We start from the raw sequence: 23,849 nt of genomic DNA, 5'->3' as shown, positions 1-23,849 counted from the left end.
ACAAACCTCGCGCCGCGATTAAATGGCCCCTAGATTGAACAAATTTTAATCCTGAAAGGTTATCAGACCCTAATTAAAAGGCTAAATACGGAGCATTAATGAAATATATTTCTCATGAGGGTGGCACCCTTGCATTTAGTGAAACCGATAAACCGGTTTTAAAAAGCCACGAAGTGCTAGTAAAAGTGTCTGCTATAGGTGTAAATCGCGCTGATTGCATGCAGCGCCAAGGTAAATACCCAGCGCCAGCTGGGGATAGCCCCATTTTAGGTTTAGAGTGCGCAGGCACAGTGGTTGAGCTTGGTTTTGATGTTGATAAAAGCTGGCTTAATAAACGTATTTTTAGCTTGTGCGCAGGCGGGGCTTACAGCGAATACGTTGCCATAGATGCTAAACAATTAATGGTATTGCCAGATGATTTAACCATGGTTGAAGGTGCAGCTATTAGCGAAGTGTACCTAACAGCATTTGGTGCGCTTTTTGAACTTGGTAAATTACAACAAGGCCAAACAGCGCTTATTCATGCAGGGGCAAGTGGTGTAGGCGGTGCGGCTATTCAAATGGCTAAAAGTGCAGGTGCAACGGTGGTTATTACTGCCGGCTCAGATGAAAAATGCCAACATGCAAAAGCCCTTGGCGCCGATCATGCCATTAACTACAAAACAACTGACTTTGTAGAATATATGCAAGCAAATGAGCTTTCAGCAAATGCAATTGTGGATCCTGTTTCGGGCAGTTATTTAAATAAAAATGCGGCTATTGCTGCCATGGATTGCCAAATTATTATGCTCGCTTTTTTAGATGGGCGTTTTGCTGAGGTTGATTTTGCAGCGCTATTACGCAAACGTATTTCGTTTCATGCATCAACACTTAGAAACCGTAGCATTGAGTTTAAACGCCAATTACGCGATGACTTAGTTGCGCGTTTTTACAATGATATTGCTACTAAAAAGTACGACTTTAACGTATATAAAACACTACCGTGGAGCGATGCAAACGAAGCGCATGCTATTTTAGAGCGTAATGAAAATGCCGGTAAAGTGGTATTACTTGTAGAATAACCACCCAATGTAACACTGAGGCGTGTGTTGGCGTTGTTAATGCATGGCTCAGCTAATATAATTTAGTAAATATAAAATACGTACAAAACACACAAGGTTAAAAATGAACCCAATACTAGCAATACTTAAAGAGCACAATGTAAGCGACGAAAAAGTAAAAGCATTGTTCGAGGCCTTTACACAAAACCCAATGATGGCAATGGCATTAGTACAAGAGCTTGGTATTCCGCCTGAAAAACTACAGCAGTTAATGGCCGTGGTTATGACTCAGCCGCACTTAATTAAAGAAGCCACCGACGAACTCGGCCTAGACTTTGAAAAAGTAAAAGAAGCGAAAGACAAGCTAAACCAACAATAAGCTTCACAAATTACTCCTTACCAAGGCATAAGCCTTGGTAATTCTACCTAAAATCACCACACTTTTTGTTACATTATTGATTGAACTGCTTGGTATTAAGCTAGTCATACTATTACTTATGATAGGTAGGGACTAGGTATGAAGCCACTTTACAAATTTTGGAAAAATAACCGTTCATTAATTTTATTTATTGCGCTGATGAGCGTGTTTAGAAGCGCAGTTGCCGATTGGTATGAAGTACCAACAGGCTCGATGAAACCGACCATTTTAGAAGGCGACAGAATATTAACCGATAAAATGGCTTATGATATACGCATCCCTTTTACGCATATTCCTTTAGTTAAATTAGCCGACCCACAAACAGGCGATATTATTGTATTTGACTCACAAGCTGCTGATAACCGGTTAATTAAACGCGTAATTGGTGTGCCAGGCGATACGGTAGCGCTTTATAACAACGAGCTAGAAATTAATGGCGTTAAACTTAAATACAATAACTTGCAAAGCAATATTGACTCTTTAGATAAAATAGAAGATTTAAATGGCCACAAACACACGATTCGTGTTGCGCATACGCCTTCACAGCTATCGGGTTTTAATAAAATAACTATTCCTGAAGATTATTATTTAGCAATGGGTGATAACCGCGACCACAGTGCTGACTCGCGTGTTATTGGTTTAATCCCCCGCAGCGAACTACTTGGCAAAGCAGAGCGTATTATTGTGTCGCTTGATTACGACGATTATTACTTACCTCGTAAAAACCGCTTTTTAAAACCCTTACTTTAAGGGGTTTTGGGCGCTAACCACACGCCAGGTTTTAATCGCTTAGCTCTACAATTTTTTGCGCAATATTATAAAGCGAGCAGTGCGAGTCCATTGCTTGCTTTTGCAACTTTTTATGAGCTTGCTCTTCGCTAAGGCTTAGCTGCTCTATTAAAATATACTTTGCCTGATGTATTATTTTTTGTTCTGTTATTACCCGTTTAGCATCAACTAAAGCCTGGTTTATTTGCTTAATATGTTGGCTTTGCTCCATGATTAGGTCGTACATGCTTTTATTACTATTGAGTTTATTAGCAGCGGTATTTTGGGGGGTATTTTGTTTAAACGCGAGTTGCCCGTCGGTCATTGGCATGTATTGTTCTTCAAGGCTGCTTATAACTTGTTTATTTGAATTTAAAGTGCGCTGCGCCTGAGCAATTTGCATTGCTGCAGAGTCGATAAGGTAGTCACTGAGGTTTTGCTCTATTTTGTGCATAATATCGATACGCGTTGTTGTTACCTCGTACCACACCTCACTAAGCTGAGAAAGCGGCTGCGCATTTTCGTCATCTAAATTTTGTAAAAGCCCGCGTAGCTGATCCACTTGCTTATTTACGGGGTGATCAGTTAACGAGCGATAGCATTTTAATACGTGTTCGTCGGCGTATTCGTTAAAAAACGTAAAGCTGTGATGCTGTTGTTGAACAAAATGAGCAAGCTGTTGTTTTTGCTCCACGGTAAACTTACTTGATGCAAACGCTTGCGCGCCACAGGCACGTTCTTGTCCGGCGTATTCTTTACCTTGCATAAAATTAAAATAAGCCACTAGCAATCGTGTAACGCGCGGGTCGCTTGCGCCATCGGCGGCTTCTAAAATTATATTTAGCAAACACGAAATAAGCTGTGTATACGATTGAGTTGCATGCACAGGGGTAATTTTTTGATTTGCTATTTGTTGTCGCAGCTCTGGCAGCGCCTCTAACGATTGCAAACTATGGGTAATTAAATTGTACAAACGGGTGTGGCCCGTGTCGGCGTTATCGGTAATAAAGGTCGTTTTAATTGAGTGGTAAAACTGCGTTTGGGTTTGCTCTGTTAAGCTAATTTGTTGTTTTAATTGCGAGGCAAAACGTTTGCGGTTAGAGGCTAAATAAATATTGCTCATGCCGCGCTCTTTTTGTAACTGATGTATAAAATCGCCCAGTTTAGTAAGCGATGCACAGCTTTTTTGAAGCTGTTTTAAGGCATGAATTTCTTGGTATTTTGCTGCTAATAAAAACTGTTTTGTGAGAGGATTGCTCGATAACATAGGACTTATTCCACACTTTTTTGTATATAAAGTGCAACCACTGTTCCAATCATTTAAAAAATTTTCGATTGAATTTAAAATTAAATTAAAACAGCCGCTTAAAGCCATACTTGTTATTTGTTCCCATTTTAACTTATCTGTCCTTATTACAGGAATAAACCTTTTTGGTGCAAAAATAGTTGTTTTTGCACTCGATTGCGCCCTTCATGAACAAGGGGAAAAAAGTGTTTACTCTGTAAACTGCACAGAGCAAACACCAGAGGGGGAATTTATGCGTTACTACATTGCAGCAACGCTGGGCTGATAGCCATTTGATGATTTATTACCTCGCCAACCATAATTAGCGAAGGGCCCGTTAATGTGTGCACCGCACTCTCGCTAGTAATTTTCTCAAGCGTGCTGGTTATTATTTTTTGCTGGTTGGTGGTGGCATTTTCTATCAATGCGATAGGGGTTGTTTTAGGCCAGCCAACCGATTGCAAACCAGTACTTAATGCGTTTAAACGTCCTAATCCCATATAGACGACTAGCGTGGGGTTATTAGAGCCTTGTACATAGGTGTAGTTGTGCCAATTAGGGAGTTTATTAGGATCGGCAAATTGCGCCGTTAAAAAGGTAACACTTCGGGCCACATCGCGAGCAGTAAGCGGTATACCAGTATAAGCTGAGGCTGCACACGCGGTAGTAACGCCCGGGACAATAGCAAAATTAATATTGTGCTGTGATAGGGCGTTGGCTTCTTCATTAATGCGCGCAAAAATACTGGGATCGCCACCTTTTAAACGAACAACTTTAAACCCTTGTTGTGCGTATTTTACTAATAAGGCACTAATGGCAGCTTGTGGCATAGAGTGCTTGCCTGCGCGTTTACCTACATACACTCGCTGCGCATGTTTAGGCAGTGTATTTAAAAGCGCTTCACTAACTAGGCTGTCGTACAATACCACGTCGGCTGCTGCAATCAGGCGCTGCGCTTTCACCGTTATAAGCTCAGCATCGCCAGGGCCTGCCCCTATTAAATACACGTGGCCGTTTTTTTGATGTTTAGCTTTGTGCTTTGTATCTTGAGTGAGTTTATTAACAAACTTGTTTAGCCATGGGCTTTCAATACCCGAAAAATACGAAAGAACACTCATTTTATTGCTCCTTATGCTAACACTGTAATGGCTTTTGGCTCAGCGCTAACAAAGACATTGCCATTGTCTATTTTGGCTTCAAATACGGGGAGCTGTATTGCCTCTGCTTCTAGGCATTCGCCGGTATTTAAACAAAAATGTTGCTTATACAAAGGGGAGGCCACTACTAATTTTCCATCAATAGAGCCAATAATGCCGCGCGATAGTACATTGGCTTTGCCTATCGGGTCGTAGTTGCTAATGGCTAACACAGGCTCACTATTTTGTGGAACATAAAATATGGCCACTTGCTGGTTGTTTACTAATGCGCATACGCCACTATTAGCAACTAGGTCGTCGGTTGTTCCAATTTTATGCCAATACATCAGCTTGCTCCTGCTCAATTTCCATTACGGGGATACGGTTTGTCGAATTTTGCTGGTTACGTTTTTCAGACTCAGTGGCGGGGCGAATTTGGTTGCGCTCTTGTACAAATAAAATATTGCTATCGGCATCTGGGCTATTAATAAATTGGCGGAACCGTTTTGAAGCCTCTGGACTTTCGACTGCTTTTTTCCATTCGCAGGCGTAAGTTTTAGTTATAAGCGCCATTTGGGTTTCAAGCTCATGGCAAATACCTAGGCTGTCGTCTATTACTACGCTTTTTAAATAATCTAACCCGCCCTCTAAATTTTCCATCCACACTGAGGTGCGCTGCAGTTTATCGGCGGTTTTAATGTAAAACATGATCACGCGGTCAATGTATTTAATGAGTGTTTCGGTATCTAAATCGGTAGCAAATAAATCAGCATGGCGCGGGCGCATACCGCCATTTCCACATACGTATAAGTTCCAGCCATTTTCGGTTGCTATTACGCCTATATCTTTGCTTTGTGCCTCAGCGCATTCGCGAGTACAACCCGATACGGCCATTTTAAATTTATGCGGGGCGCGTAAACCTTTGTAGCGGTTTTCAATTGCAATCGCGTGGCCAACACTGTCTTGTACTCCATAGCGACACCACGTACTGCCAACACATGATTTAACGGTTCTGAGCGATTTACCATAAGCGTGACCGGTTTCAAAACCGGCTGCAATAAGTCTTTCCCAAATAATAGGGAGCTCTTCAAGGCGTGCGCCAAATAAGTCGATACGCTGCCCACCTGTGACTTTACAATACAGGTTAAAGTCTTTGGCAACTTGACCAATAACAATAAGTTTGTCGGGGGTAATTTCGCCACCTGCTATACGGGGAACGACAGAGTAAGAGCCATCTTTTTGCATATTTGCAAGGTAAGTATCGTTGGTGTCTTGCAGGCCAACATGAGCGGGTTCTAAAATAAACTCATTCCACGTTGAAGCTAAAATAGAGGCCACTGCAGGTTTGCATATTTCACAGCCGTGATGACCGCTGCCATGTTTAGCGAGCAAATCATCAAAAGTTTTAATGCTTTCTACTTTTACTAAATGCAGTAACTCTTGGCGCGAAAAAGCAAAGTGTTCACACACATGGTTGTTAACTTCAACCCCACGGCTTTGAAGTTCACTGTCGACTACCGATTTTAATAATGCGGCACAACCACCACAGCCGCTGGCGGCTTTGGTACAAGCTTTAACTGCAGATAAATCGCATGAGCCGCCATCAATTGCATCCACAATGTCGCCTTTGCCTACATTGTGGCACGAACAAATAGTGGCAGTATCGGGCAGGTCATTTCCCGCTAAAACAGGCGCTCCTTCGCTATCAGGTAAAATGAGGCACTCAGGGTGTGCGGGTAATTCCATGTCGTTTAACATGTACTGCAACAGTGTGTCGTAATCGCTAGTATCGCCAACAAGCACTGCGCCTAATAACTTGTTGCCTGCCTCATTTAAAATAATTTTTTTATAACAATCACGAATAGGATCTTGATAAATTAGCTCTTTGCAATCGGGGGTTTTAGCGTGGGCATCGCCAATTGAGCCTACCTCTACCCCGAGTAGTTTTAATTTTGTGCTCATATCGGCGCCTAAAAACTCAAGTTCGCCGCCTGTAAGTTGGCTTGCAACCACGCGAGCCATGTTATATCCCGGGGCGACTAAGCCAAAAAGCTTTTTGTCCCATAAGGCACATTCGCCAATAGCATATATATCTGGGTTTGATGTTTGGCATTGGTTATTTATTACAATGCCGCCACGTTGCCCTAATTCAAGTTCGGCCACTTTGCCAAGCTCATCGTATGGGCGAATACCGGCCGAGAACAAAATTAAGTCGGTTTCTAAAAACGTGTCATCTGAAAAATTTAATCTGTAACGGCTCGTTTCGCCTTTTACTATTTCGCTGGTGGCTTTAGCGGTATGCACGCTTACGCCCAATTTTTCAATTTTGTTTTTTAAAAGCGTGCCACCTTGTTCATCAAGTTGTACCGCCATAAGTTGGGGTGCAAACTCAACTACATGAGTATCAAGCCCAAGTTGCTTAATTGCATTGGCTGCTTCAAGCCCTAACAAGCCGCCACCTATCACTACGCCACTTTTACTTTGCGCAGCGCTTGCTTTTATTTGCTCTAAATCTTCTAGGGTACGGTAAACCAAGCAATGGGGTTGGTCATTCCCTTTAATTGGCGGCACAAACGGGTACGACCCTGTTGCTAAAATAAGTTTATCGTAATTAAATTTATCGCCGGTTTGAGTGCTAACTACCTTGTTTGTTTTATCTATTTCATTAACCCACTGGTTAGTATGCACATTTATATTTAACTGCTGATAATTATCAAAAGTGGTTAGGGCTAAATCGGCGGCTGTTTTACCATCAAACACGCTGGATAAGTAAACACGGTCATAAGCTAAATTTGCTTCTCCACACAGTACGGTAATGTGCGCGTTAGCGTCGCTTTGGCGCATTTGCTCTACAAAATGGTGCCCAACCATCCCATTCCCAATAATGAGTATTTTTGTTGGTGTTTGCATTGGTATCCCCTCAATGACGGTTTAATTTAAAAACAAAAAAGCCCGCCACAGTTACAAATTAATGCAACTGCGAGCGGGCTTCTTTGCCTGTGGTCATAACAACCTAAATGTGTGTCGTTTTAATAACGAACGGTATGGTTATCATATAAGCAAAAACACGGCCATTTTTATAAGTGTTTGTTTTTTAATAGCTACATTACTTTTAAATGGTTTTACTTACGCATATTTGAGTTGTTTTGGTGCGGTGCTAGCACTATGGGAGTGCACATAATGAGGCTACAATGTGGTGTTTAGTCAACAAAAGTGCATTTTGTGCCGTTAACTAATAACGAGGGGTAAGCGTTTAGGCTATAAATAAAAAATGCGCTCTGTTATTTTGAGATAAAAATAACAGTAAGCGCATTAATTCTGTAAAGCGGCTTTACTTGCTTTGCTTCGCTAGGGTTTCTACATCGGTATCTTCAACAGGTTTAAAGCTGCCCGTTGCTTCATCGTAGGTTTTAATTTCTGCAGATTCTATATCATATACCCAACCGTGTAGCTTAACTTGACCGGTTGCAATTTTTGCAGCCACAGCAGGGTGTGTTTTTATATGCTGTAGTTGTTGTACTACGTTTTCTTCAATTACTAAGCCTAGGTGGTCGTAATTGTTCAGCTCTGCGCAACCGCATTTTTCTTTTACAACTTCAGTTGCTACGCGGCTGTGGCCAAGCCACTCTTTAACGTGCGGTAAGCTTGATAAACCTTCAGTATTTATAGCGCCTTTCATTGCGCCACAATCCGAGTGCCCACAAATAATAATGTGCGATACGCCCAGTGCAGCCACCGCAAATTCAATTGAGGCTGTCATACCGCCGGTTTGATTACTATGTGGCGGGATAATATTGCCCGCGTTACGACAAATAAATAATTCACCGGGTTCAGTTTGAGTCACTAAGTTAGGATCAATACGCGAGTCGGCACAGGTGATAAATAACACTTCTGGGTTTTGACCATTGGCTAGTTTTTGAAACGCTGCTTTTTTTGATGGGTAAACTTCTTTTTGAAACTTAGCTACGCCCGAAATAATATGTTCCATGTACAACTCCTATTGGTGTAATTTAATCGTGTTATTTATAGCTTTATTCGCCTGACAAATTAGCGCCATTATAACTTTGTTCTTGTTTGTTTTGTACTATTACACTGTTTAATAAATTTCATACGCACGATCAAAGGGCGACACACGTGCATGAAGTTATTGGCGAATACATGAGCGTACCTAGCAGAGGCTTCGAGTAAAATAAAAGGCGGTAAGTGGCGAAAAAGGTGGTTGAGGAGGTTATTAGCTTAACTTGCTTTAAGTTTATGGGCTGATTTTAAGCTATACATGCGCTGATCCGCTAAGGTTAAACACTCGGTATGGCTCTGGCACTCATCGCTAGATGCTATGCCATAACTAATACCTGATTGTGGCCATTGCTGCTGAATAGTGCGATGTAATGCGGTGAGCTTTTGGGTAAGTGTGGCTTTTAGTTGGGGAAGGTGTGATTTGTTTTTGACATTACATAACCAAATAAATTCATCGCCCCCGGTTCTAAACACGGTGCCGTCTTGCGCTAGATGCTGTGTCATTAATTTTGCTGCATTTATTAAAAACGCATCACCTTTAGCGTGCCCAAGCGCATCGTTTATTTTTTTTATTCCATCACAATCTATAAACACAATGATGTAAGCACTGTGTGCAAGTTTAATCAGCTCATCATTTAATAGTAGTCGGTTGCCTACTTGGGTTAGAGGATCAAAGCGAGATTCATGTAACAAGGTACTAAATTCGTGCTGTTTTAACTTTAGCCACTCAGACAAAGACAGCACAATACACACACAATCTATTGCTAAGGCTAGCAGCACAAGTATTTCTGATGAGGTCGCATTTATTAAATCAAAATGAAATGCAACGAATACTACTAATGACAGGCTATAGAGCATATTTCCAAATAAAAAATACTTGGCTCTAAAATCGTTCAGGCTAAGCATGGCAAACCCGGTGGTTAAGCTAAGCATAACCCATACAGCTGCTAAAAAGTGCGCGATATAAAACACTAAATAAAAGGGCATAAATAGGCTGCAGATACCGCATACAAATGCGCTAACGGTAAAGTATTTTAAAGCACTCCCAAGCTTATTGGCTTTTTCTTTATCGAAATTAAACAGGTAGTAGGTAAATGCTGCTGCGCAACTCACAGCAAAGGAGAATAAATAAATACCTAAGTAATGCTTATTAAAAGAGGGGCTGGCATAAATTGTATTTACAGCGCCCGAAGCAAACGCCCAGCCTAGACCGTGCAAACCGACATACCCAGCACAAAACAAAGCCACTTTTTGCTTTACTCTCAAAAACATTACAAAGGCCATCATTGCTAAAGTGAGCATGACAGAAATAGTAATAAGGCTTAATGAGTTTATATAAAACTGATGATGCAAAAATACACCTTCGCTTAAAATACTTAAATCAACTGGCGTTGGATAGTGTTTGGCTTCTAAATATATCCATAAATAGCCACTGCTTGGCGCATAAAAGGGCAATTTAAATGCTTGTCCATGCATTAAAATTGCCGGTTGATTAACGTGAGACTGCGAAAAATCAGCAAGCTTAACTATATCCCCCTGTTCGGTTTGCCAATAGGCTAAACCAACGTCGATAAAGTTGGCTTGCGGCAGCACATACCAATCTCCAGTGGTGGGGTTATTTAGCGCAATTTTTGTTACTACAGCGCCACTTTTACCGAGCAGGTTACTCGTTTCACTAGCGTTTTTATAAGATGTAATTACTTGCTGTGCAGAAGGAGGCGCATTGAATGCTGTGACAGGGCGCCACAGGTTATCATCCTCTAGGGTAATGTTGTTATTAAGTGTATAAGCAGGTGTTAGCGGGCTAAACAAAGCACAGAAAAAGAATACTGTTAATATACCAACCCGCACCATACCTAAACTCACTTTAAAAAACCACTAAGCGATTATAATCAAATTGTAAACAAATAGTATATAAATCAAACAAAATTATCGCCTTTAAGTAATGGCTTAATTTGGCTTTAAATAACAAACTGCATTAATAAATAAGTAATACGAGGGCGTTTTTGTTTAAACGAATTTATAAACACCGCGGGTGTTTGCAGTATTAGTTAGGATTTAAAGTAGATAGTGCTCTAACCAACTGAGCTATGATTGAACTATTAATTGCTTAATTAAATTGATTCAGTGGAATGAATAAATTTGATACGACAGAGTGGATTCGAACAACTGATTTCGGCGTGGGCATAGAGAGCAGGTAGCGCGCTAACCAACTGAGCTACAGTCCTACAAATAATATCTTAATTATATTTATTCAGAGGGGGAGAATAGTTTTGGTACGACTGAGTGGATTCGAACCAACGATTTCGGCGTGGGCATAGAGAGTAGGTAGCGCTGTAACCAACTGAGCTACAGTCGTACAAATAGTATCTTAATTATATTTATTCAGAGGGAGGAATAGTTTTGGTACGACTGAGTGGATTCGAACCACCGACCTCTACCATGTCAAGGTAGCGCTCTAACCAACTGAGCTACAGTCGTACAAATAGTATCTTAATTATATTTATTCAGAGGGAAGAATAAATTTGGTACGACCGAGTGGATTCGAACCACCGACCTCTACCATGTCAAGGTAGCGCTCTAACCAACTGAGCTACGGTCGTATTACCTAATTAAGATGCGATAAATTTAATTATCAGCGGCCGCTAATATATAGCGTGGTGAGTGGTGAATCAAGCAAGTTTGTTGCTTTTACGTTTATTTGCCGTTTTTTTATTCATATTGGGCTGATTTCACACGTTTTATAAAAGTTTTGCCACCAGGTAACGTGTTTTTTGGCTGAGCCTTTAAGCTGGTTTAGTAGATTGTTTTGTGAATCCAGCGCTATCAAAGTATTTATTTGCTTATTTGTTATGGCTTGGTCAAACCACAGTTGGTTATACAAAGGTAAAAGTGTTTCAAGGTAGCCTGCTAAATTAGCCTGATAAGGCTGTATTTCTTTAAGGAAATACTTTTGAAACACGTTACTGACGATATTGGCTACTTTTTTATTTTTTCCTGCTGGGCATATTTCATCGATGGATTGCGATTCGATAAATCGCGTGGCTGAATTATTAAACGCTATTTGCAGCCGTGCAGTATAAATGAGTAATTGGTTAAAACGGTACTTATTCAGCTGCTCTAACGCGTTAAAAATGTCTGCGGAGTTAATTTTTAAGTAGTGTTTATTGAGTATGTGTTGTTTTATGAGTGCAAGCTGCTGCATGGCCGCTACCGTGTCGCTAAACCCTGCAGGGGAAGCAGAAAGCTCTGAGCTGCTAGCTTGCCACGTGTTTTTTAGCTCAAATTCGTTATACAACATTAAATTAAAGTAGTGGTTTAGTGTTTGCTCTTTATGTGTTTTTGCTTTTAATAGGGTTTTATAAACTGCTGAGTTAGGCTCAAGCGTGCTTAAGCACTGCTGTGCATTTTGCACAAACTCTATTTGATACTTTAAAACACCGGCATGTCCGGCCGTTTTACCAAGCTGATTGTTGTGCTCACTAATAAGTAAGCTGAGCTTACAATGGCTTAAGCTGGCAAGTTCAATCAAGCTAATGGTGGCGGAGTTTAAAAGCGTGTTAGGTGGTAAAAGCGGGCTAATTGCTACAGGTTTACTTAAACTTGGGGCTTGGGCTTCAAGGGTATTACTTAAGCGTGCTATGTATGTTTGATAAGTGTTGCTAGGCGCTTTTGAACACCCAGCAAGCACGGCGCAACACACAGCTAATATATAACTTAACCATGTTTTGCTCGGTATTAATGTTCGTGCATTTTTATACAAATGGCGCCTGCTTTAATCGCTTATTAACGGTGAACATAAGCCATACAGCAGCAACGGTTAAACCAAAAATAATACCTATCCAAAAACCGTGCGGCCCCATGGCGGGCACAATTAAATCTGTTCTTCCCAATACGTAGCCTAAAGCAAAACCGATTAACCAGTAAGATATAAACGTTATATACGATATAGGCTGCGTATGTTTTAAACCTCTTAAAATGCCGTTCGCAGCGACTTGAAGTGCATCAGGTATTTGATAAATACATGCCAAAATCATAATTGAGGTCGCTAATGCAATAACGGCTGGGCTGTCGGTGTATAGTTGGCTTATTAAATCGCGGCCAATAAAGGTTATAAAAGCTAAAAATAACGCAATAGCAATGGCTAATATGTAGCTGGTTGATATAGCAGTTTTTAATTGGCTTAAATGGTTTTGACCAAATAAATTACCAATACGAATACTAATGGCGATAGATAAGCTCAGTGGCATCATAAATAATAACGCGGTCACGCTTCCCGCAATTTGATGGCCCGACACTGCAACAGCACCTAAGTGTGCAATAAATAAAGGTATACACGCAAATAGCGTAATTTCAAAAAAGGTAGCCAACGAAATGGGTATACCTAATTTAGTAATAATCCCAATGGTTTTAATATTGGGCTTTTCAAAATTTGCCAGCAGGGCTTTTGCATCGATTTTTTTACTAAACTGGCAATACGTTACTTGTGCAACAGCCATTACAGTCAGTACCAATGCCGTAGCAATACCACAACCTGCACCGCCGTAGGCTGGTAAGCCAAATAAACCATTTATAAAAATATAGTTAGCCGGAATATTAACGCCAAGGCCCAGTAAACTGATATAAAAAGCGGGTTTTGTCATCCCCATGCCTTCGGTCATATTGCGATAAACGGTAAAAATTAAAAAGCCAAAGGCTCCCCATTTCACAAAATGGATATAGTCGTACGCAAGGCTTGCGATAGCGGGGGTTGTATCGAGTTTTAAAATCACTATATCGGCTAGGTTGGCTATACCAAAACCAATTGCGCTTAAAATAGCGGTTAAATACAGAGCTTGCTGAAAATAGTGGCTAATGCCTTTTTTATCATTAGCGCCCGCAAATTGGGCAATAATACCGGTTAACGCGAGCAAAATACCTTGCAGTGCCAGTAATAACGGGTTCCATATACCGGTTGCAATCGACAGCGCAGCTAAATCTGTTGGACTTACTTGGCCTGCCATAATGGTGTCGACCACCGACATTAAAACGAGTGTTACTTGTGCTAAAAATACAGGTACGGCAAGGGTGATTAAACGTTTGGCTTCCCAGCTACTAAAGGTCATAAAAACAGCTATTTGATAAAACAGGGCGCAATTGTAATCGATTGTGTTTCAAATAAAAATCACTGTTGTGAATGATTTTACGAGTTGATACGTTAAACTAGCACTTTGTAATAATTTTAAGTGATTTTATGTTTACAGGAATCGTTCAAACTCAAGCTACTGTTGTATCTACCACGCACACAGAAGGGGTTTTACGTTTAGTTGTATCGGTAGGTGATGAATACGTTAAACATTTAGATTTAGGCGCCAGCATTGCAATTAATGGCTGTTGTTTAACAGTGGTTAAAGTTGAATTAAGTAACCACGATGTAGTGGCACAAGTACATTTTGATGTAATTGATGAAACACTATTACTAACGAATTTAGGCAAGCTTGCACTAGGTAGCTTAGTTAATTATGAGCGCTCAGTAACCTTTGGTACTGAATTAGGTGGGCATATTGTGTCGGGGCACATACACTGCACTGCCCAAATCGGGCAAATAGTTAAGCAACAAAATAACTGTAAAATTCAGTTAAGCTTACCTACTAAATGGCAAAAGTATGTTTTGTACAAAGGCTTTGTAGCAATAAATGGCGCAAGTTTAACCGTGGGCGAAATTGACGAGCAGGGGTTTTGGTTACACCTGATCCCCGAAACGCTGGCCATTACAAATTTAGGTAACGCTCAAGTGGGTGATGAACTAAATATAGAAGTTGATCAGCAAACTTATACCATTATTAACACGGTAGAAAATTACTTACGCCACCAAGGCTAAAAAATTTGTTCATCGTCGCTGTCTATGTGTAACTCTAATTTTTTATGAGCATGGTCTATGTGCATGTTTAAATGAATAGGGTTACAACAGGCACTGCATTCTTCTACGTAGTCTTGATCCCCCATACTTGCGTCAATGTCTAGGTGTATGTGGTTGCCACAGTGTGGGCACGTGATACGTTGTGATAAAAAATCTTTCATAATCACTCCAATAGTACCAAGGTAAGAATTAACTTATTGATACACATTAATTAAGTTGTGCAGTTATACTAGCAACAACTTGATGGCTCAAAACTGAACTAAACAACAAGGTATTGAGCCTAAAAAACATCCTTTTTAAATATAGTGCTGAAGCAACGATTATGACAGTTATTTTACGCCTTATAAGGCGTTATTATTTAAAGCGATAGCAGTTCATCAATATGCTGCTTAGCCTGAGTAAGGTAGTGCCCTGCAAATATATTTGCGTGATTTAAAATAGGGTAAAGTTGGTATATAGCTTTGCGCTTTTTATAGTTTTCGCTTAATGGGTATTGCGCGTTATAGGCGTTATAAAAATCATCAGGTAAGGGGGCAAATAGCTCGCTCATTGCAATATCTACCTCGCGGTCTCCGTAATAACAAGCGGGATTAAATAAGGTCGGTACATTTTTGATAAAGCCCATATTTCCTCGCCAAAAGTCGCCATGTACTAAAGAGGGCTCCACAATATGGCTGTGCAATTGCTCTTTTACCAAATTAATTAATAGCTCAGGCTCTACAAGCTGAATGCCTTTTTCGGCTAATAGTTGCAGTTGCCAACCTATGCGCTCTTCTGCGTAAAATAAGTCCCATTTTTTATGCCATTGGTTTGGTTGCACGGTAGTGGCTAGGTAATTATCTACATCAAAGCCAAACATTGCTTGGTCGTGCTTTTGGTGCAGCATAGCCAGTTGTTTACCCATATCGTGCCAATGCGTGTGGGGCTGTTTATCAAGTACTAACCATTCAAGTACAATAAACGAAAATTCAATATTAGCACCTGTTACAATGCAGTCGGGCACCATAAAAACACTATTTTGGGTGAGCTGCTTAAGTCCTATTGCTTCGCTTTCTAGACGATCTAGTTCGCTTTTAAGGGCAATTTTAACCAGGTAATTGTGTTTTCCATCGGTGAGTTGATAGAGTTTATCGGTATTTGTACTTTGCAGCTGACGTTTGTAAGTATGTTTAAAGTCATAATGAATGGCTTGGCTAATGTGCTCGTTTACTGTTTTCCACATATCAATTGCTCGCCTTTTAAACAGATACTTAAACTATGGCAAAAAAGTATTAATTTAACAAACTAATCGTTGTAAAATTAACGATATAAAAAATGCTAATGGAGTAACAATGAACAAAAGTTTTATCACCAATTTGCTTGCTGTCTTGTGTGTAGTTATAGGCTACTTTTTTAACCACGCTATTGTGTTATCGGTGGGGTTATTTGCGCTATCTGGTGCTGTCACAAACTTATTGGCTGTTCATATGTTATTTGAAAAAGTACCTTTGTTATATGGCTCGGGTGTTATTGCTCTAAAATTTGAAAGTTTTAAAGTGGCTATTCGTAATTTAATTTTGACTGAGTTTTTCTCTGAGCAAAAAATTAATAACCTACTTAGCAAAGCACAACCTAATATCGACTTTGAGGGCATTATTACTAAGGTTGATTTAAACCCTGCATTCGACAACCTACTTCAAGTAATAGAGCAATCACAGTTTGGCAGTATGTTAGGTATGTTTGGTGGCACAGCGGCTATAGAGCCAATGCGAGAAAAGTTTATTGAAAAAATGCAGCTATCACTTGCGCAAATTAGCCAAACAGACGATTTTAAAGTGCTAGTAAACGATACGTTATCACAAGGGAATAGCGCACAAAGCTTACATGCTACGGTACTTAAATTAGTTGATGAGCGTTTAAATGAACTCACCCCAAAAATGGTTAAAGACATTATTCAAACTATGATACGTGAGCATTTAGGTTGGCTAGTAGTATGGGGCGGTGTGTTTGGCGGTTTATTTGGCTTAATTGCGGCCATTATTTAATAAACTAAGCCTGCTTACAAAGCAGGCTTAATTTTGTGTTAACGCAATACTATTTTGGCCCTGTGATGATTACTTTTTCTGGGTTGTACGATTTAGCTAAGTCTTTAATTGATGTACGAGTACTGGTATCAATATTTAAATAATTTGCGCTTTTATCAAGGTTATACAAAGTAACAAAATCGCCCATTGATAAGTTATTACAGTGCAGCTTTTTGCTCATTACCGCTTTGCTTATATTTAAATCCCGTGACGCTTTACGTACTACGTACGATTTATTAGCTGCAACAGCCATACAAGCCTGTGTACCTGGCGATGAATCGGCCGCGACAAATTGGGTGGCTAATGCTGGTTTTGCAATTAGTAAAGTAGCGCCTAGTACCATAGTTGTGCATAAAGTAGCTTTTAACGTGTTCATAATTAGTCCTCATTGTTTGTGGTTCAGCTTTATTATTGAGCGATTCAAACTAAAAAGCTGTTAACCAAACGCAACAAGGTGTAAGCAGGTATGTTTAAAAATACACACTTAAGCTAGGTGACTGAATTTAAGCCCTAATAAATGTGTTTTTGACACACTTAGACAAAATTATTTTATAGCTACTGACATATTTTCTCAGCCTGCTATTATCGCCCCCATTATTTACGCGCTTAATTTTTAGGAGAACCAGTGAGCAAAACGTTAGCCAGCTATTACCAGCAAGCGTATGCCTGCGAACACAAGCATTTTAACCAATGTTTTTATTGTGGATGCGAAGCCACAGAGCGCGATCATTGCCCGCCGTTACATATGCTACAGAGCATTATTGATTTAGGCGAAGAGGCCGACTTTGTCTCTATTGCCGCGTGTTATGAGTGCCATGCCTTATTGCATAATGAAAGGCTAATGACGATAGATGAGCGTTTTACAAAACTTAAAAAAAAGCTCTCTAATAAGTACGCTAAGGCGCTGCGTGTTTATAATATGTGGGAAGAAAACGAATTAAGTGAAATGAGTGACGAATTTGCGCACAGCATTCAAGCGGGTATGAAATTAGGTAAAGAGGCATCTGAGCGTTTAGCGTTTACAGGCTTTACATATGCCACCGAAGAAGCCCGCGTGACCGTACGCGAAAAAACTAAAGAGTTTGATGTAGAAGGGAGCGTTTTTACCGACTTTAAAGAGGCATTAAATTACTGTATTAACGTACTTAAAGTTCAAAAAAGTGACTTTTATAAAATATTGGTAGAGGATTATAACGGCGACTTTAATAGGGCACTTAGCCAGTACCGTCATCGCCATGATAAAGTGACAGCAGCAAGCGATGGTAATACATTAATTAAGGATTTTGCTAAGCAACATAAGCAAAACTCAGACTTTGTAACTCGCACCGTAAAACACTTTATAAACAAAGACCCATCGCTTACAACCGAAGGCGCACTTGAAAAGCTGTATAACAATTATATAAAAAAATAATTACAGCCGTTTAACTCATTTAATCGCTTTTTTACCTGTTTTTTTAGCTTTATTACGCCGCTTTAGCTAAAGTAGCAAAAAAACAGGAGAACCTAACAACATGCAAAAATTTGCTCCCTCATTGTTAGCAGTTGGTTTAGCTGCTGCCCTTGTTGGTTGCCAAGAAAACGGCCCACAAGATGCAAAAATTACCATTAATAAAAACCCATACCCAAGTACCTACACACCGCTTGCAAGTAAAAGCACATTAATTATCAATGCAACAGTACTTACTGGCACTGGCGAGCGCTTAGATGACGCCGATGTGTTACTTGTTGATGGTAAAGTACAACAAGTAGGTAAAGACTTATCGGCCAATGCAGATGCAACCATTGATGCACAGGGCAAATGGGTTACCCCAGGTATTATTGACGTACACTCTCACTTAGGTGCTTATCCAAGCCCATCGGTTGAGTCTCATCAAGACGGAAACGAAATGACCAGCCCAAATACAGCTGAGGTGTGGGTAGAGCATTCGGTATGGCCTCAAGATCCTGGCTTTAACCGCGCGCGCGAAGGCGGTATTACTTCACTACAAATTTTACCAGGCTCAGCTAACTTATTTGGTGGCCGTGGCGTAACACTTAAAAACATTCCTGCGCATACCATGCAAGCAATGAAATTCCCTGATGCGCCTAATGGCTTAAAAATGGCCTGTGGTGAAAACCCAAAACGCGTATATGGTCGCCAAGGTACTTTGCCTTCCACCCGTATGGGTAACATGGCTGGTTACCGTATGGCTTGGGCAGAAGCACAAGAGTACAAACGTGCTTGGGATAAGTACGACGCCGATTATGAAGCAGGTTTAAACCCAGAAGCACCAGTTCGCGATATTAAGCACGATACTCTTCGAGCGGTAATTGAAGGTGAAGTGTTAATTCATAATCACTGTTATAAAGCTGAAGAAATGGCGATGATGATCGACCTTTCAAAAGAATTTGGCTATCACGCAGGTACGTTCCATCACGGTGTAGAAGCTTATAAAATTGCAGATTTATTGGCTGAAAATGGCTCGTGTGCTGCACTTTGGCCAGATTGGTGGGGCTTTAAAATGGAAGCCTACGACATGGTTCAAGAAAACGTAGCTATTGTTGATGCGGTAAAAAATTCGTGTGCTATTGTGCATTCTGACTCCGACACCACTATTCAGCGCTTAAACCAAGAAGCGGGTAAAGTAATGTACCGTGCAAACGAAAATGGTTTTGATATTTCGGAGCAGCACGCGATTAAGTGGATCACCTCAAACGCGGCTAAATCATTAGGTATTGAAGATAAAACTGGTTCGCTTGAAGCAGGTAAGCAAGGCGATGTGGTTATTTGGAACCAAAACCCATTTAGCGTTTACGCAAAAGCTGAACAAGTATTTATTGATGGCGCAAAAGTTTACGATAGAAACGATAGCGCATTTCAAGCACAAAGTGATTTTATGTTAGGCCAACAATAAGGAGCCCAGAATGAAAAATTTATCACGTTCGTTTTCGCTATCTCTGGTTGCTGCCGGACTATTAGCCTCAGGTGCAGCCAATGCACAATCGCTTGCTATTATTAATGCCACGCTGCATACAGCAACCGAGCAAGGCGTTTTAGAAAACGCCAGCATTGTTATGGATAACGGTAAAATTACCGCTATTAATCCACAGCAAGTACAAGCAGATAAAGTTATTGATGCGAATGGGCAAATTGTAACCCCAGGTTTTATTGCTAGCATTAATCAACTTGGCTTAGTGGAAGTAAGTGCAGTTGCAGGGTCACGCGATGCAGGCGAAGAAAAAGCAGGCATTGATTTTGATGTAAGCCTTGCTTATAACGCTCACTCAAGCCTTATCCCGTATGCACGTAAAGGCGGTGTAACCCGCGATGTAATTACCCCGCATGGTGGCGATAGTATTTTTTCGGGCTTAGCAAGCGTTGTTGATTTAAGCGGTGATTTACAAGGCGACATACAAAAACAAGCTGCATTAGTGGTTTATTTAGGTGAGCGCAGTAAGGGCTCGCGCGCATTTACATTGCAAACGCTAATTAATAAGCTTGAAGAGCACCAAACAAAAGCAGCTAAAAAGCCTAAAAAAGACGACGACAGCACCCCAAGTACTGAAGATAAAGTAATGGTTAAAGTACTTAGCGGCGATATGCCACTTGTAGTGGGTGTATCTCGTGCGGCTGATATTATTGAGCTACTTAAAGTTAAAGAGCAATTTGGTATTAATTTAGTGCTCAATGGTGCACAAGATGCTGTTGTTGTTAAAGAGCAGATTGCTAAAGCGCAAGTACCAGTAATTATGAGTGCTATGGATAGCTTACCTTCAAGCTTTGACTCTTTACATGCCAGTTTAGATAACGCAGCCGCGCTTGAAAAAGCTGGGGTAAAAGTTATTTTAACTGTGGGCGGCGATGCCAGCCATAATATTTACCAGCTTCGTTTTGATGCCGGTAATGCAGTTTCGTACGGCATGAGCCAGCAAGGTGCACTTAATGCTGTTACATCCAATGTAGCCGACGTATTTGGCATAAATGCAGGTAGCCTTGAAGTAGGTAAAGCTGCCGATGTGGTTGTATGGAGTAACGACCCATTTGAGCTAAGTAGCCATGTAAGTAAAATGATTATTAACGGTGAAGAAGTATCTACGCAGTCGCGCCAAGATAAACTGCGTGAGCGCTATACCACTGAGTCATCTATGCCGCGAGCATATACAAAATAATTAATATAGCTTTAATTATCCAAAATTCAGGTTAATTATTAAAGGCCGCTACTTTAAAGTTAAAGTAGCGGCCTTTTTATATAAAATAAAGACACAAAAAAACCGCTTACTTTAAACGTAAGCGGTTTTTTTATTTAATCTAAAATTATACTAATTTAGATAAAATTTCGTTAAACGTTGCACTTGGGCGCATTGCTTTAAACGCTGCATCATCATTTGGTTGGAAGTAACCACCAATATCCATTGAAGGACCTTGTGCATCGTTAAGCTCGCTTACGATTTGCTCTTTTTGCGTTTCTAAATCGCTCGCAATTTGTGTAAATTGCGCTTTAAGCTCGCTGTCTTCGTCTTGCTTAGCCAGCTCTTGTGCCCAGAATAAAGATAAGAAGAAGTGAGAACCACGGTTATCAATTTCTTTTACTTTACGTGAAGGCGACTTGTTTTCAGCTAAGAACGTACCTGTTGCTTTATCTAGTGTGTCAGCAAGTACTTGTGCTTTTTTGTTGCCTGTATTCACGCTTAGGTGCTCAAGCGAAGCCGCTAGTGCTAAAAACTCGCCTAACGAATCCCAACGTAAGTGGTTTTCTTTTTCGAACTGTTGAACATGCTTAGGTGCTGAACCACCTGCGCCAGTTTCAAATAAGCCACCACCGTTCATTAGTGGCACAATAGAAAGCATTTTAGCACTGGTACCCAGCTCTAAAATAGGGAATAAATCTGTTAGGTAGTCACGTAATACGTTACCCGTTACAGAGATAGTGTCTTTACCTTCTTTAATACGCGCTAATGAGAACAAAGTTGCTTCAAGCGGTGCTAAAATTTGAATGTCTAGGCCATCAGTATCGTGATCTGGTAAGTATTTGTTTACCTTTTTAATTAGCTCTGCATCGTGAGCACGATTTTCATCTAACCAGAAAATAGCAGGTACGCCCGTAGCACGTGCACGGTTTACAGCAAGCTTAACCCAATCTTGGATTGGTGCGTCTTTAACCTGACACATTCTCCAAATATCGCCTTGCTCAACAGTGTGCTCAAGTAATGTTGTGCCATTTGCATCAACAACACGAATAGAACCATCCGCTTTTGCTTCAAACGTTTTATCGTGAGAACCGTATTCTTCTGCTTTTTGAGCCATTAGGCCTACGTTTGGTACGCTACCCATAGTGGTAGGATCGAACGCGCCGTTTTCTTTACAAAAATCAATTGTAGCTTGGTAAACGCTTGAGTAGCTACGATCTGGGATCACAAAGCTAGTGTCTTGTAGTTTACCGTCGTTGTTCCACATTTGACCGCTTGAACGAATGGCAGCAGGCATAGACGCATCAATGATCACATCGCTTGGAACGTGTAAGTTAGTAATGCCACGGTCAGAATCAACCATTGCAATAGCAGGACGCTCAGCGTAAACCGCTTGAATGTCTGCTTCAATTTCTTCGCGCTTAGCATCATCTAATGTTTGAATTTTAGAATAAACGTCGCCTAAACCGTTATTTACATCAACACCTAGCTCTTCAAAAAGCTCGCCGTGTTTAGCAAATACGTCTTTGTAGAAAACTTTTACCGCGTGACCAAAAATAATAGGGTCAGATACTTTCATCATTGTCGCTTTCATGTGAAGCGAAAATAATACGCCTTTTTCTTTAGCTGCATCAATTTCTGCTGCTAAAAACGCTTGTAGTTTAGCTGCGCTAATGCGCGATGCATCAATTACTTCGCCAGCAATTAGCGGCGTGCTTTGTTTAAGTACAGTCACATCGCCATTAATCGCTACGTGCTCAATACGTACATCAGTTGCTGCATCAACAGTTACAGATTGCTCAGAACCAAAGAAGTCACCTTCGCTCATGCTTGCAACGTATGATTGTGAGTCTTTGCTCCACGCACCCATTGAATGAGGGTTATTGCGTGCATATTCTTTAACAGAACCTGGTGCACGACGATCTGAATTACCTTCACGCAATACTGGGTTTACAGCACTGCCTTTAATTTTGTCGTAAGTTGCTTTAATTTTAGCTTCTTCATCATTTTTAGGCTCAGCAGGGTACTCTGGTAGTGCGTAGCCTTTTTCTTGAAGCTCTTTAATTACAGCGCGTAATTGCGGTACAGATGCACTGATATTTGGTAATTTGATGATGTTTGCTTCTGGTGTTTTTGCAAGTTCGCCAAGCTCTGCAAGCGCATCGCCGATGCGTTGCTCTTCAGTAAGGTAATCAGCGAAGTTTGCAATTACACGACCTGCTAATGAGATATCGCGAGTTTCAACTTCAACACCTGCCGCATTTGTATAGGCTTGGATAATTGGTAGCAACGAGTAGGTTGCTAGCGCCGGAGCTTCGTCCGTTTTAGTGTAGATAATTTTTGATGTCATCATCATTCCTAGATAGTAGGCCGCAGTGGCCGTATTCAACAATGCAAAGAAACTCATTAGCGCATGGTTGCGTTAACAAGCAGTTTGTTAGGTGTCGGTACTCATAATATGCCAAAAGGCAGAATAGTCACACCTGACTAACTGATTTTTATAGGTTGCAAAGTACACGTATTTTAGCCGCGTAAAAGCATAAGCTAAAATGTAACCGCGTAATTTAGCAACAAGAGTGTAACAAGCTTGTTTAAAAAGGGCTAGCGCTTGCGCTTTTGAACAGCCTTAATTAGCAGGTAACTGTTAGAACATTGGGGTATATAAAATAAAATCAAGGAAAAGGGTTGAATTTAGCGTGTACAGGAGCAATTTAGTAATAAGAAGAGAGTTGAATGGTAAGTGGGGAATTAAGCGAGGATCTAAATTAGGTCGCTCGCTTTAGTCGAACAAATTTTTGATCACTCTAAAATGTCGCCGTTAGGCGCAATGTTTTTAGCGTGTAAGCCCTTAGGGCCTTGTTCTAGCTCGAATGTTACATCCTGACCAGCTTTAAGTGTCTTATAACCGTCCATTACAATCGTTGAGTAATGAGCGAAAATATCATTCTCGCAGCCGTCTTCTACGATGAAACCAAAACCTTTGGCGTTGTTGAACCATTTGACTTTACCACAAGCCATACTTCTACATCCTTCTATAAGTTGACTAATTTAGTTAT

The 23,849-nt window shown here is 40.6% G+C and carries 21 protein-coding genes and 2 tRNA genes; 8 read left to right on the top strand and 15 right to left on the bottom strand.

The features are described 5' to 3' along the window. Positions 1–98: 98 nt before the first annotated feature. The 3 genes from B4F91_RS15130 (at position 99) to lepB (ending at position 2,208) form a co-directional block, all read left to right on the top strand. The gene (locus tag B4F91_RS15130; RefSeq protein WP_286938558.1) at positions 99–1,061 is read left to right on the top strand and encodes a zinc-binding dehydrogenase; all 963 of its coding nucleotides are present in this window, start codon (positions 99–101) and stop codon (positions 1,059–1,061) included. Between the two features lie 103 nt (positions 1,062–1,164). Then, positions 1,165–1,419, top strand: coding sequence for a DUF2999 family protein (locus B4F91_RS15125; protein WP_004586776.1), 255 nt, complete (start codon positions 1,165–1,167; stop codon positions 1,417–1,419). A gap of 138 nt (positions 1,420–1,557) precedes the next feature. Beyond that, positions 1,558–2,208, top strand: a complete 651-nt coding sequence (gene lepB, locus B4F91_RS15120) for a signal peptidase I (RefSeq protein ID WP_004586775.1) — start codon at positions 1,558–1,560, stop codon at positions 2,206–2,208. A gap of 31 nt (positions 2,209–2,239) precedes the next feature. Here lepB and B4F91_RS15115 read toward each other — a convergent pair whose 3' ends face one another. The 10 genes from B4F91_RS15115 to B4F91_RS15070 form a co-directional block, all read right to left on the bottom strand. After that, a complete protein-coding gene (locus B4F91_RS15115; RefSeq protein ID WP_029771678.1) occupies positions 2,240–3,493 on the bottom strand; it encodes a nitrate regulatory protein in 1,254 nt (417 codons plus the stop codon). Positions 3,494–3,762: 269 nt separating this feature from the next. Beyond that, complete coding sequence (gene cobA / locus B4F91_RS15110; protein WP_286938556.1) at positions 3,763–4,629, bottom strand: uroporphyrinogen-III C-methyltransferase; 867 nt, start codon at positions 4,627–4,629, stop codon at positions 3,763–3,765. Between the two features lie 11 nt (positions 4,630–4,640). Further along, on the bottom strand, positions 4,641–4,994 hold the full coding sequence (gene nirD / locus B4F91_RS15105) for a nitrite reductase small subunit NirD (protein ID WP_286938555.1): 354 nt from the start codon (positions 4,992–4,994) through the stop codon (positions 4,641–4,643). Further along, complete coding sequence (gene nirB, locus B4F91_RS15100; protein ID WP_286938554.1) at positions 4,981–7,557, bottom strand: nitrite reductase large subunit NirB; 2,577 nt, start codon at positions 7,555–7,557, stop codon at positions 4,981–4,983. Before nirB ends, nirD begins: the two co-directional genes overlap by 14 nt. 421 nt (positions 7,558–7,978) lie before the next feature. Beyond that, positions 7,979–8,635 (bottom strand): carbonic anhydrase, encoded by a 657-nt coding sequence (locus B4F91_RS15095; protein ID WP_286938552.1) that lies wholly within the window; start codon positions 8,633–8,635, stop codon positions 7,979–7,981. A gap of 248 nt (positions 8,636–8,883) precedes the next feature. Then, positions 8,884–10,530, bottom strand: coding sequence for a sensor domain-containing diguanylate cyclase (locus B4F91_RS15090; protein ID WP_286938551.1), 1,647 nt, complete (start codon positions 10,528–10,530; stop codon positions 8,884–8,886). Positions 10,531–11,068: 538 nt separating this feature from the next. Continuing rightward, positions 11,069–11,145, bottom strand: a tRNA-Val gene (locus tag B4F91_RS15085). 45 nt (positions 11,146–11,190) lie between these two features. Next, positions 11,191–11,267: transfer RNA gene (locus B4F91_RS15080), tRNA-Val, on the bottom strand. A 113-nt stretch (positions 11,268–11,380) separates the two neighbouring features. Continuing rightward, a complete protein-coding gene (locus B4F91_RS15075) occupies positions 11,381–12,427 on the bottom strand; it encodes a DUF3080 family protein (RefSeq protein ID WP_286937834.1) in 1,047 nt (348 codons plus the stop codon). Continuing rightward, entirely contained in the window at positions 12,420–13,769 is a 1,350-nt protein-coding gene (locus B4F91_RS15070; RefSeq protein ID WP_024033477.1) for an MATE family efflux transporter, read from the bottom strand. The genes B4F91_RS15075 and B4F91_RS15070 overlap by 8 nt, the downstream gene beginning before the upstream one ends. 128 nt (positions 13,770–13,897) lie before the next feature. Between B4F91_RS15070 and B4F91_RS15065 the strand changes: the two genes are divergently transcribed. Then, positions 13,898–14,524 carry a riboflavin synthase gene (locus tag B4F91_RS15065; protein WP_024033478.1) on the top strand — a complete coding sequence of 209 codons (627 nt, stop codon included), beginning with the start codon at positions 13,898–13,900 and terminating at the stop codon, positions 14,522–14,524. Here B4F91_RS15065 and B4F91_RS15060 read toward each other — a convergent pair. Both B4F91_RS15060 and B4F91_RS15055 read right to left on the bottom strand, forming a co-directional pair. Then, positions 14,521–14,724 (bottom strand): CPXCG motif-containing cysteine-rich protein, encoded by a 204-nt coding sequence (locus B4F91_RS15060; protein ID WP_004586763.1) that lies wholly within the window; start codon positions 14,722–14,724, stop codon positions 14,521–14,523. The genes B4F91_RS15065 and B4F91_RS15060 overlap by 4 nt on opposite strands. A 197-nt stretch (positions 14,725–14,921) precedes the next feature. Next, positions 14,922–15,785: a fructosamine kinase family protein gene (locus B4F91_RS15055; RefSeq protein WP_004586762.1), complete on the bottom strand. Its 864-nt coding sequence runs from the start codon at positions 15,783–15,785 to the stop codon at positions 14,922–14,924. Positions 15,786–15,894: 109 nt separating this feature from the next. Between B4F91_RS15055 and B4F91_RS15050 the strand changes: the two genes are divergently transcribed. Beyond that, positions 15,895–16,587: a hypothetical protein gene (locus B4F91_RS15050; RefSeq protein WP_029772433.1), complete on the top strand. Its 693-nt coding sequence runs from the start codon at positions 15,895–15,897 to the stop codon at positions 16,585–16,587. A gap of 49 nt (positions 16,588–16,636) precedes the next feature. On the opposite strand, the gene B4F91_RS15045 is transcribed toward B4F91_RS15050, so the two are convergent. Continuing rightward, positions 16,637–17,002 (bottom strand): DUF3718 domain-containing protein, encoded by a 366-nt coding sequence (locus B4F91_RS15045; protein ID WP_054982616.1) that lies wholly within the window; start codon positions 17,000–17,002, stop codon positions 16,637–16,639. Positions 17,003–17,251: 249 nt separating this feature from the next. Between B4F91_RS15045 and B4F91_RS15040 the strand changes: the two genes are divergently transcribed. The 3 genes from B4F91_RS15040 to B4F91_RS15030 all read left to right on the top strand — a co-directional run bounded on the left by B4F91_RS15040 (position 17,252) and on the right by B4F91_RS15030 (position 20,775). Continuing rightward, positions 17,252–18,037, top strand: a complete 786-nt coding sequence (locus B4F91_RS15040) for a hypothetical protein (RefSeq protein WP_096739531.1) — start codon at positions 17,252–17,254, stop codon at positions 18,035–18,037. A 100-nt stretch (positions 18,038–18,137) separates the two neighbouring features. Beyond that, entirely contained in the window at positions 18,138–19,520 is a 1,383-nt protein-coding gene (locus B4F91_RS15035) for an amidohydrolase (RefSeq protein ID WP_054982614.1), read from the top strand. 10 nt (positions 19,521–19,530) lie between these two features. After that, the gene (locus B4F91_RS15030; protein ID WP_024033483.1) at positions 19,531–20,775 is read left to right on the top strand and encodes an amidohydrolase family protein; all 1,245 of its coding nucleotides are present in this window, start codon (positions 19,531–19,533) and stop codon (positions 20,773–20,775) included. A 145-nt stretch (positions 20,776–20,920) separates the two neighbouring features. On the opposite strand, the gene B4F91_RS15025 is transcribed toward B4F91_RS15030, so the two are convergent. Next, a complete protein-coding gene (locus B4F91_RS15025; protein ID WP_286937832.1) occupies positions 20,921–23,143 on the bottom strand; it encodes an NADP-dependent isocitrate dehydrogenase in 2,223 nt (740 codons plus the stop codon). A 449-nt stretch (positions 23,144–23,592) separates the two neighbouring features. After that, complete coding sequence (gene cspD, locus B4F91_RS15020) at positions 23,593–23,811, bottom strand: cold shock domain-containing protein CspD (RefSeq protein ID WP_004586755.1); 219 nt, start codon at positions 23,809–23,811, stop codon at positions 23,593–23,595. Positions 23,812–23,849 lie beyond the last annotated feature (38 nt).

It is taken from the genome of Pseudoalteromonas sp. UBA6610 (assembly GCF_002433295.1).
In the GTDB taxonomy this organism is placed as follows: Bacteria; Pseudomonadota; Gammaproteobacteria; order Enterobacterales; family Alteromonadaceae; genus Pseudoalteromonas; species Pseudoalteromonas atlantica.
The sequence above is the reverse complement of the archived record's forward strand: the minus strand, read 5'-3'. Positions and strand labels throughout refer to the sequence as shown.

Bases quoted from the DNA above. Each gene is read 5' to 3' on its own strand.
- nirB (WP_286938554.1), bottom strand. From the start codon at position 7,557: ATGCAAACACCAACAAAAATACTCATTATTGGGAATGGGATGGTTGGG.
- B4F91_RS15035 (WP_054982614.1), top strand. From the start codon at position 18,138: ATGCAAAAATTTGCTCCCTCATTGTTAGCAGTTGGTTTAGCTGCTGCC.
- B4F91_RS15030 (WP_024033483.1), top strand. From the start codon at position 19,531: ATGAAAAATTTATCACGTTCGTTTTCGCTATCTCTGGTTGCTGCCGGA.
- nirD (WP_286938555.1), bottom strand. From the start codon at position 4,994: ATGTATTGGCATAAAATTGGAACAACCGACGACCTAGTTGCTAATAGT.
- B4F91_RS15095 (WP_286938552.1), bottom strand. From the start codon at position 8,635: ATGGAACATATTATTTCGGGCGTAGCTAAGTTTCAAAAAGAAGTTTAC.
- cobA (WP_286938556.1), bottom strand. From the start codon at position 4,629: ATGAGTGTTCTTTCGTATTTTTCGGGTATTGAAAGCCCATGGCTAAAC.
- B4F91_RS15050 (WP_029772433.1), top strand. From the start codon at position 15,895: ATGAACAAAAGTTTTATCACCAATTTGCTTGCTGTCTTGTGTGTAGTT.
- B4F91_RS15125 (WP_004586776.1), top strand. From the start codon at position 1,165: ATGAACCCAATACTAGCAATACTTAAAGAGCACAATGTAAGCGACGAA.
- B4F91_RS15025 (WP_286937832.1), bottom strand. From the start codon at position 23,143: ATGACATCAAAAATTATCTACACTAAAACGGACGAAGCTCCGGCGCTA.
- B4F91_RS15130 (WP_286938558.1), top strand. From the start codon at position 99: ATGAAATATATTTCTCATGAGGGTGGCACCCTTGCATTTAGTGAAACC.
- B4F91_RS15070 (WP_024033477.1), bottom strand. From the start codon at position 13,769: ATGACCTTTAGTAGCTGGGAAGCCAAACGTTTAATCACCCTTGCCGTA.
- B4F91_RS15060 (WP_004586763.1), bottom strand. From the start codon at position 14,724: ATGAAAGATTTTTTATCACAACGTATCACGTGCCCACACTGTGGCAAC.
- B4F91_RS15065 (WP_024033478.1), top strand. From the start codon at position 13,898: ATGTTTACAGGAATCGTTCAAACTCAAGCTACTGTTGTATCTACCACG.
- cspD (WP_004586755.1), bottom strand. From the start codon at position 23,811: ATGGCTTGTGGTAAAGTCAAATGGTTCAACAACGCCAAAGGTTTTGGT.
- B4F91_RS15055 (WP_004586762.1), bottom strand. From the start codon at position 15,785: ATGTGGAAAACAGTAAACGAGCACATTAGCCAAGCCATTCATTATGAC.
- B4F91_RS15115 (WP_029771678.1), bottom strand. From the start codon at position 3,493: ATGTTATCGAGCAATCCTCTCACAAAACAGTTTTTATTAGCAGCAAAA.
- B4F91_RS15045 (WP_054982616.1), bottom strand. From the start codon at position 17,002: ATGAACACGTTAAAAGCTACTTTATGCACAACTATGGTACTAGGCGCT.
- lepB (WP_004586775.1), top strand. From the start codon at position 1,558: ATGAAGCCACTTTACAAATTTTGGAAAAATAACCGTTCATTAATTTTA.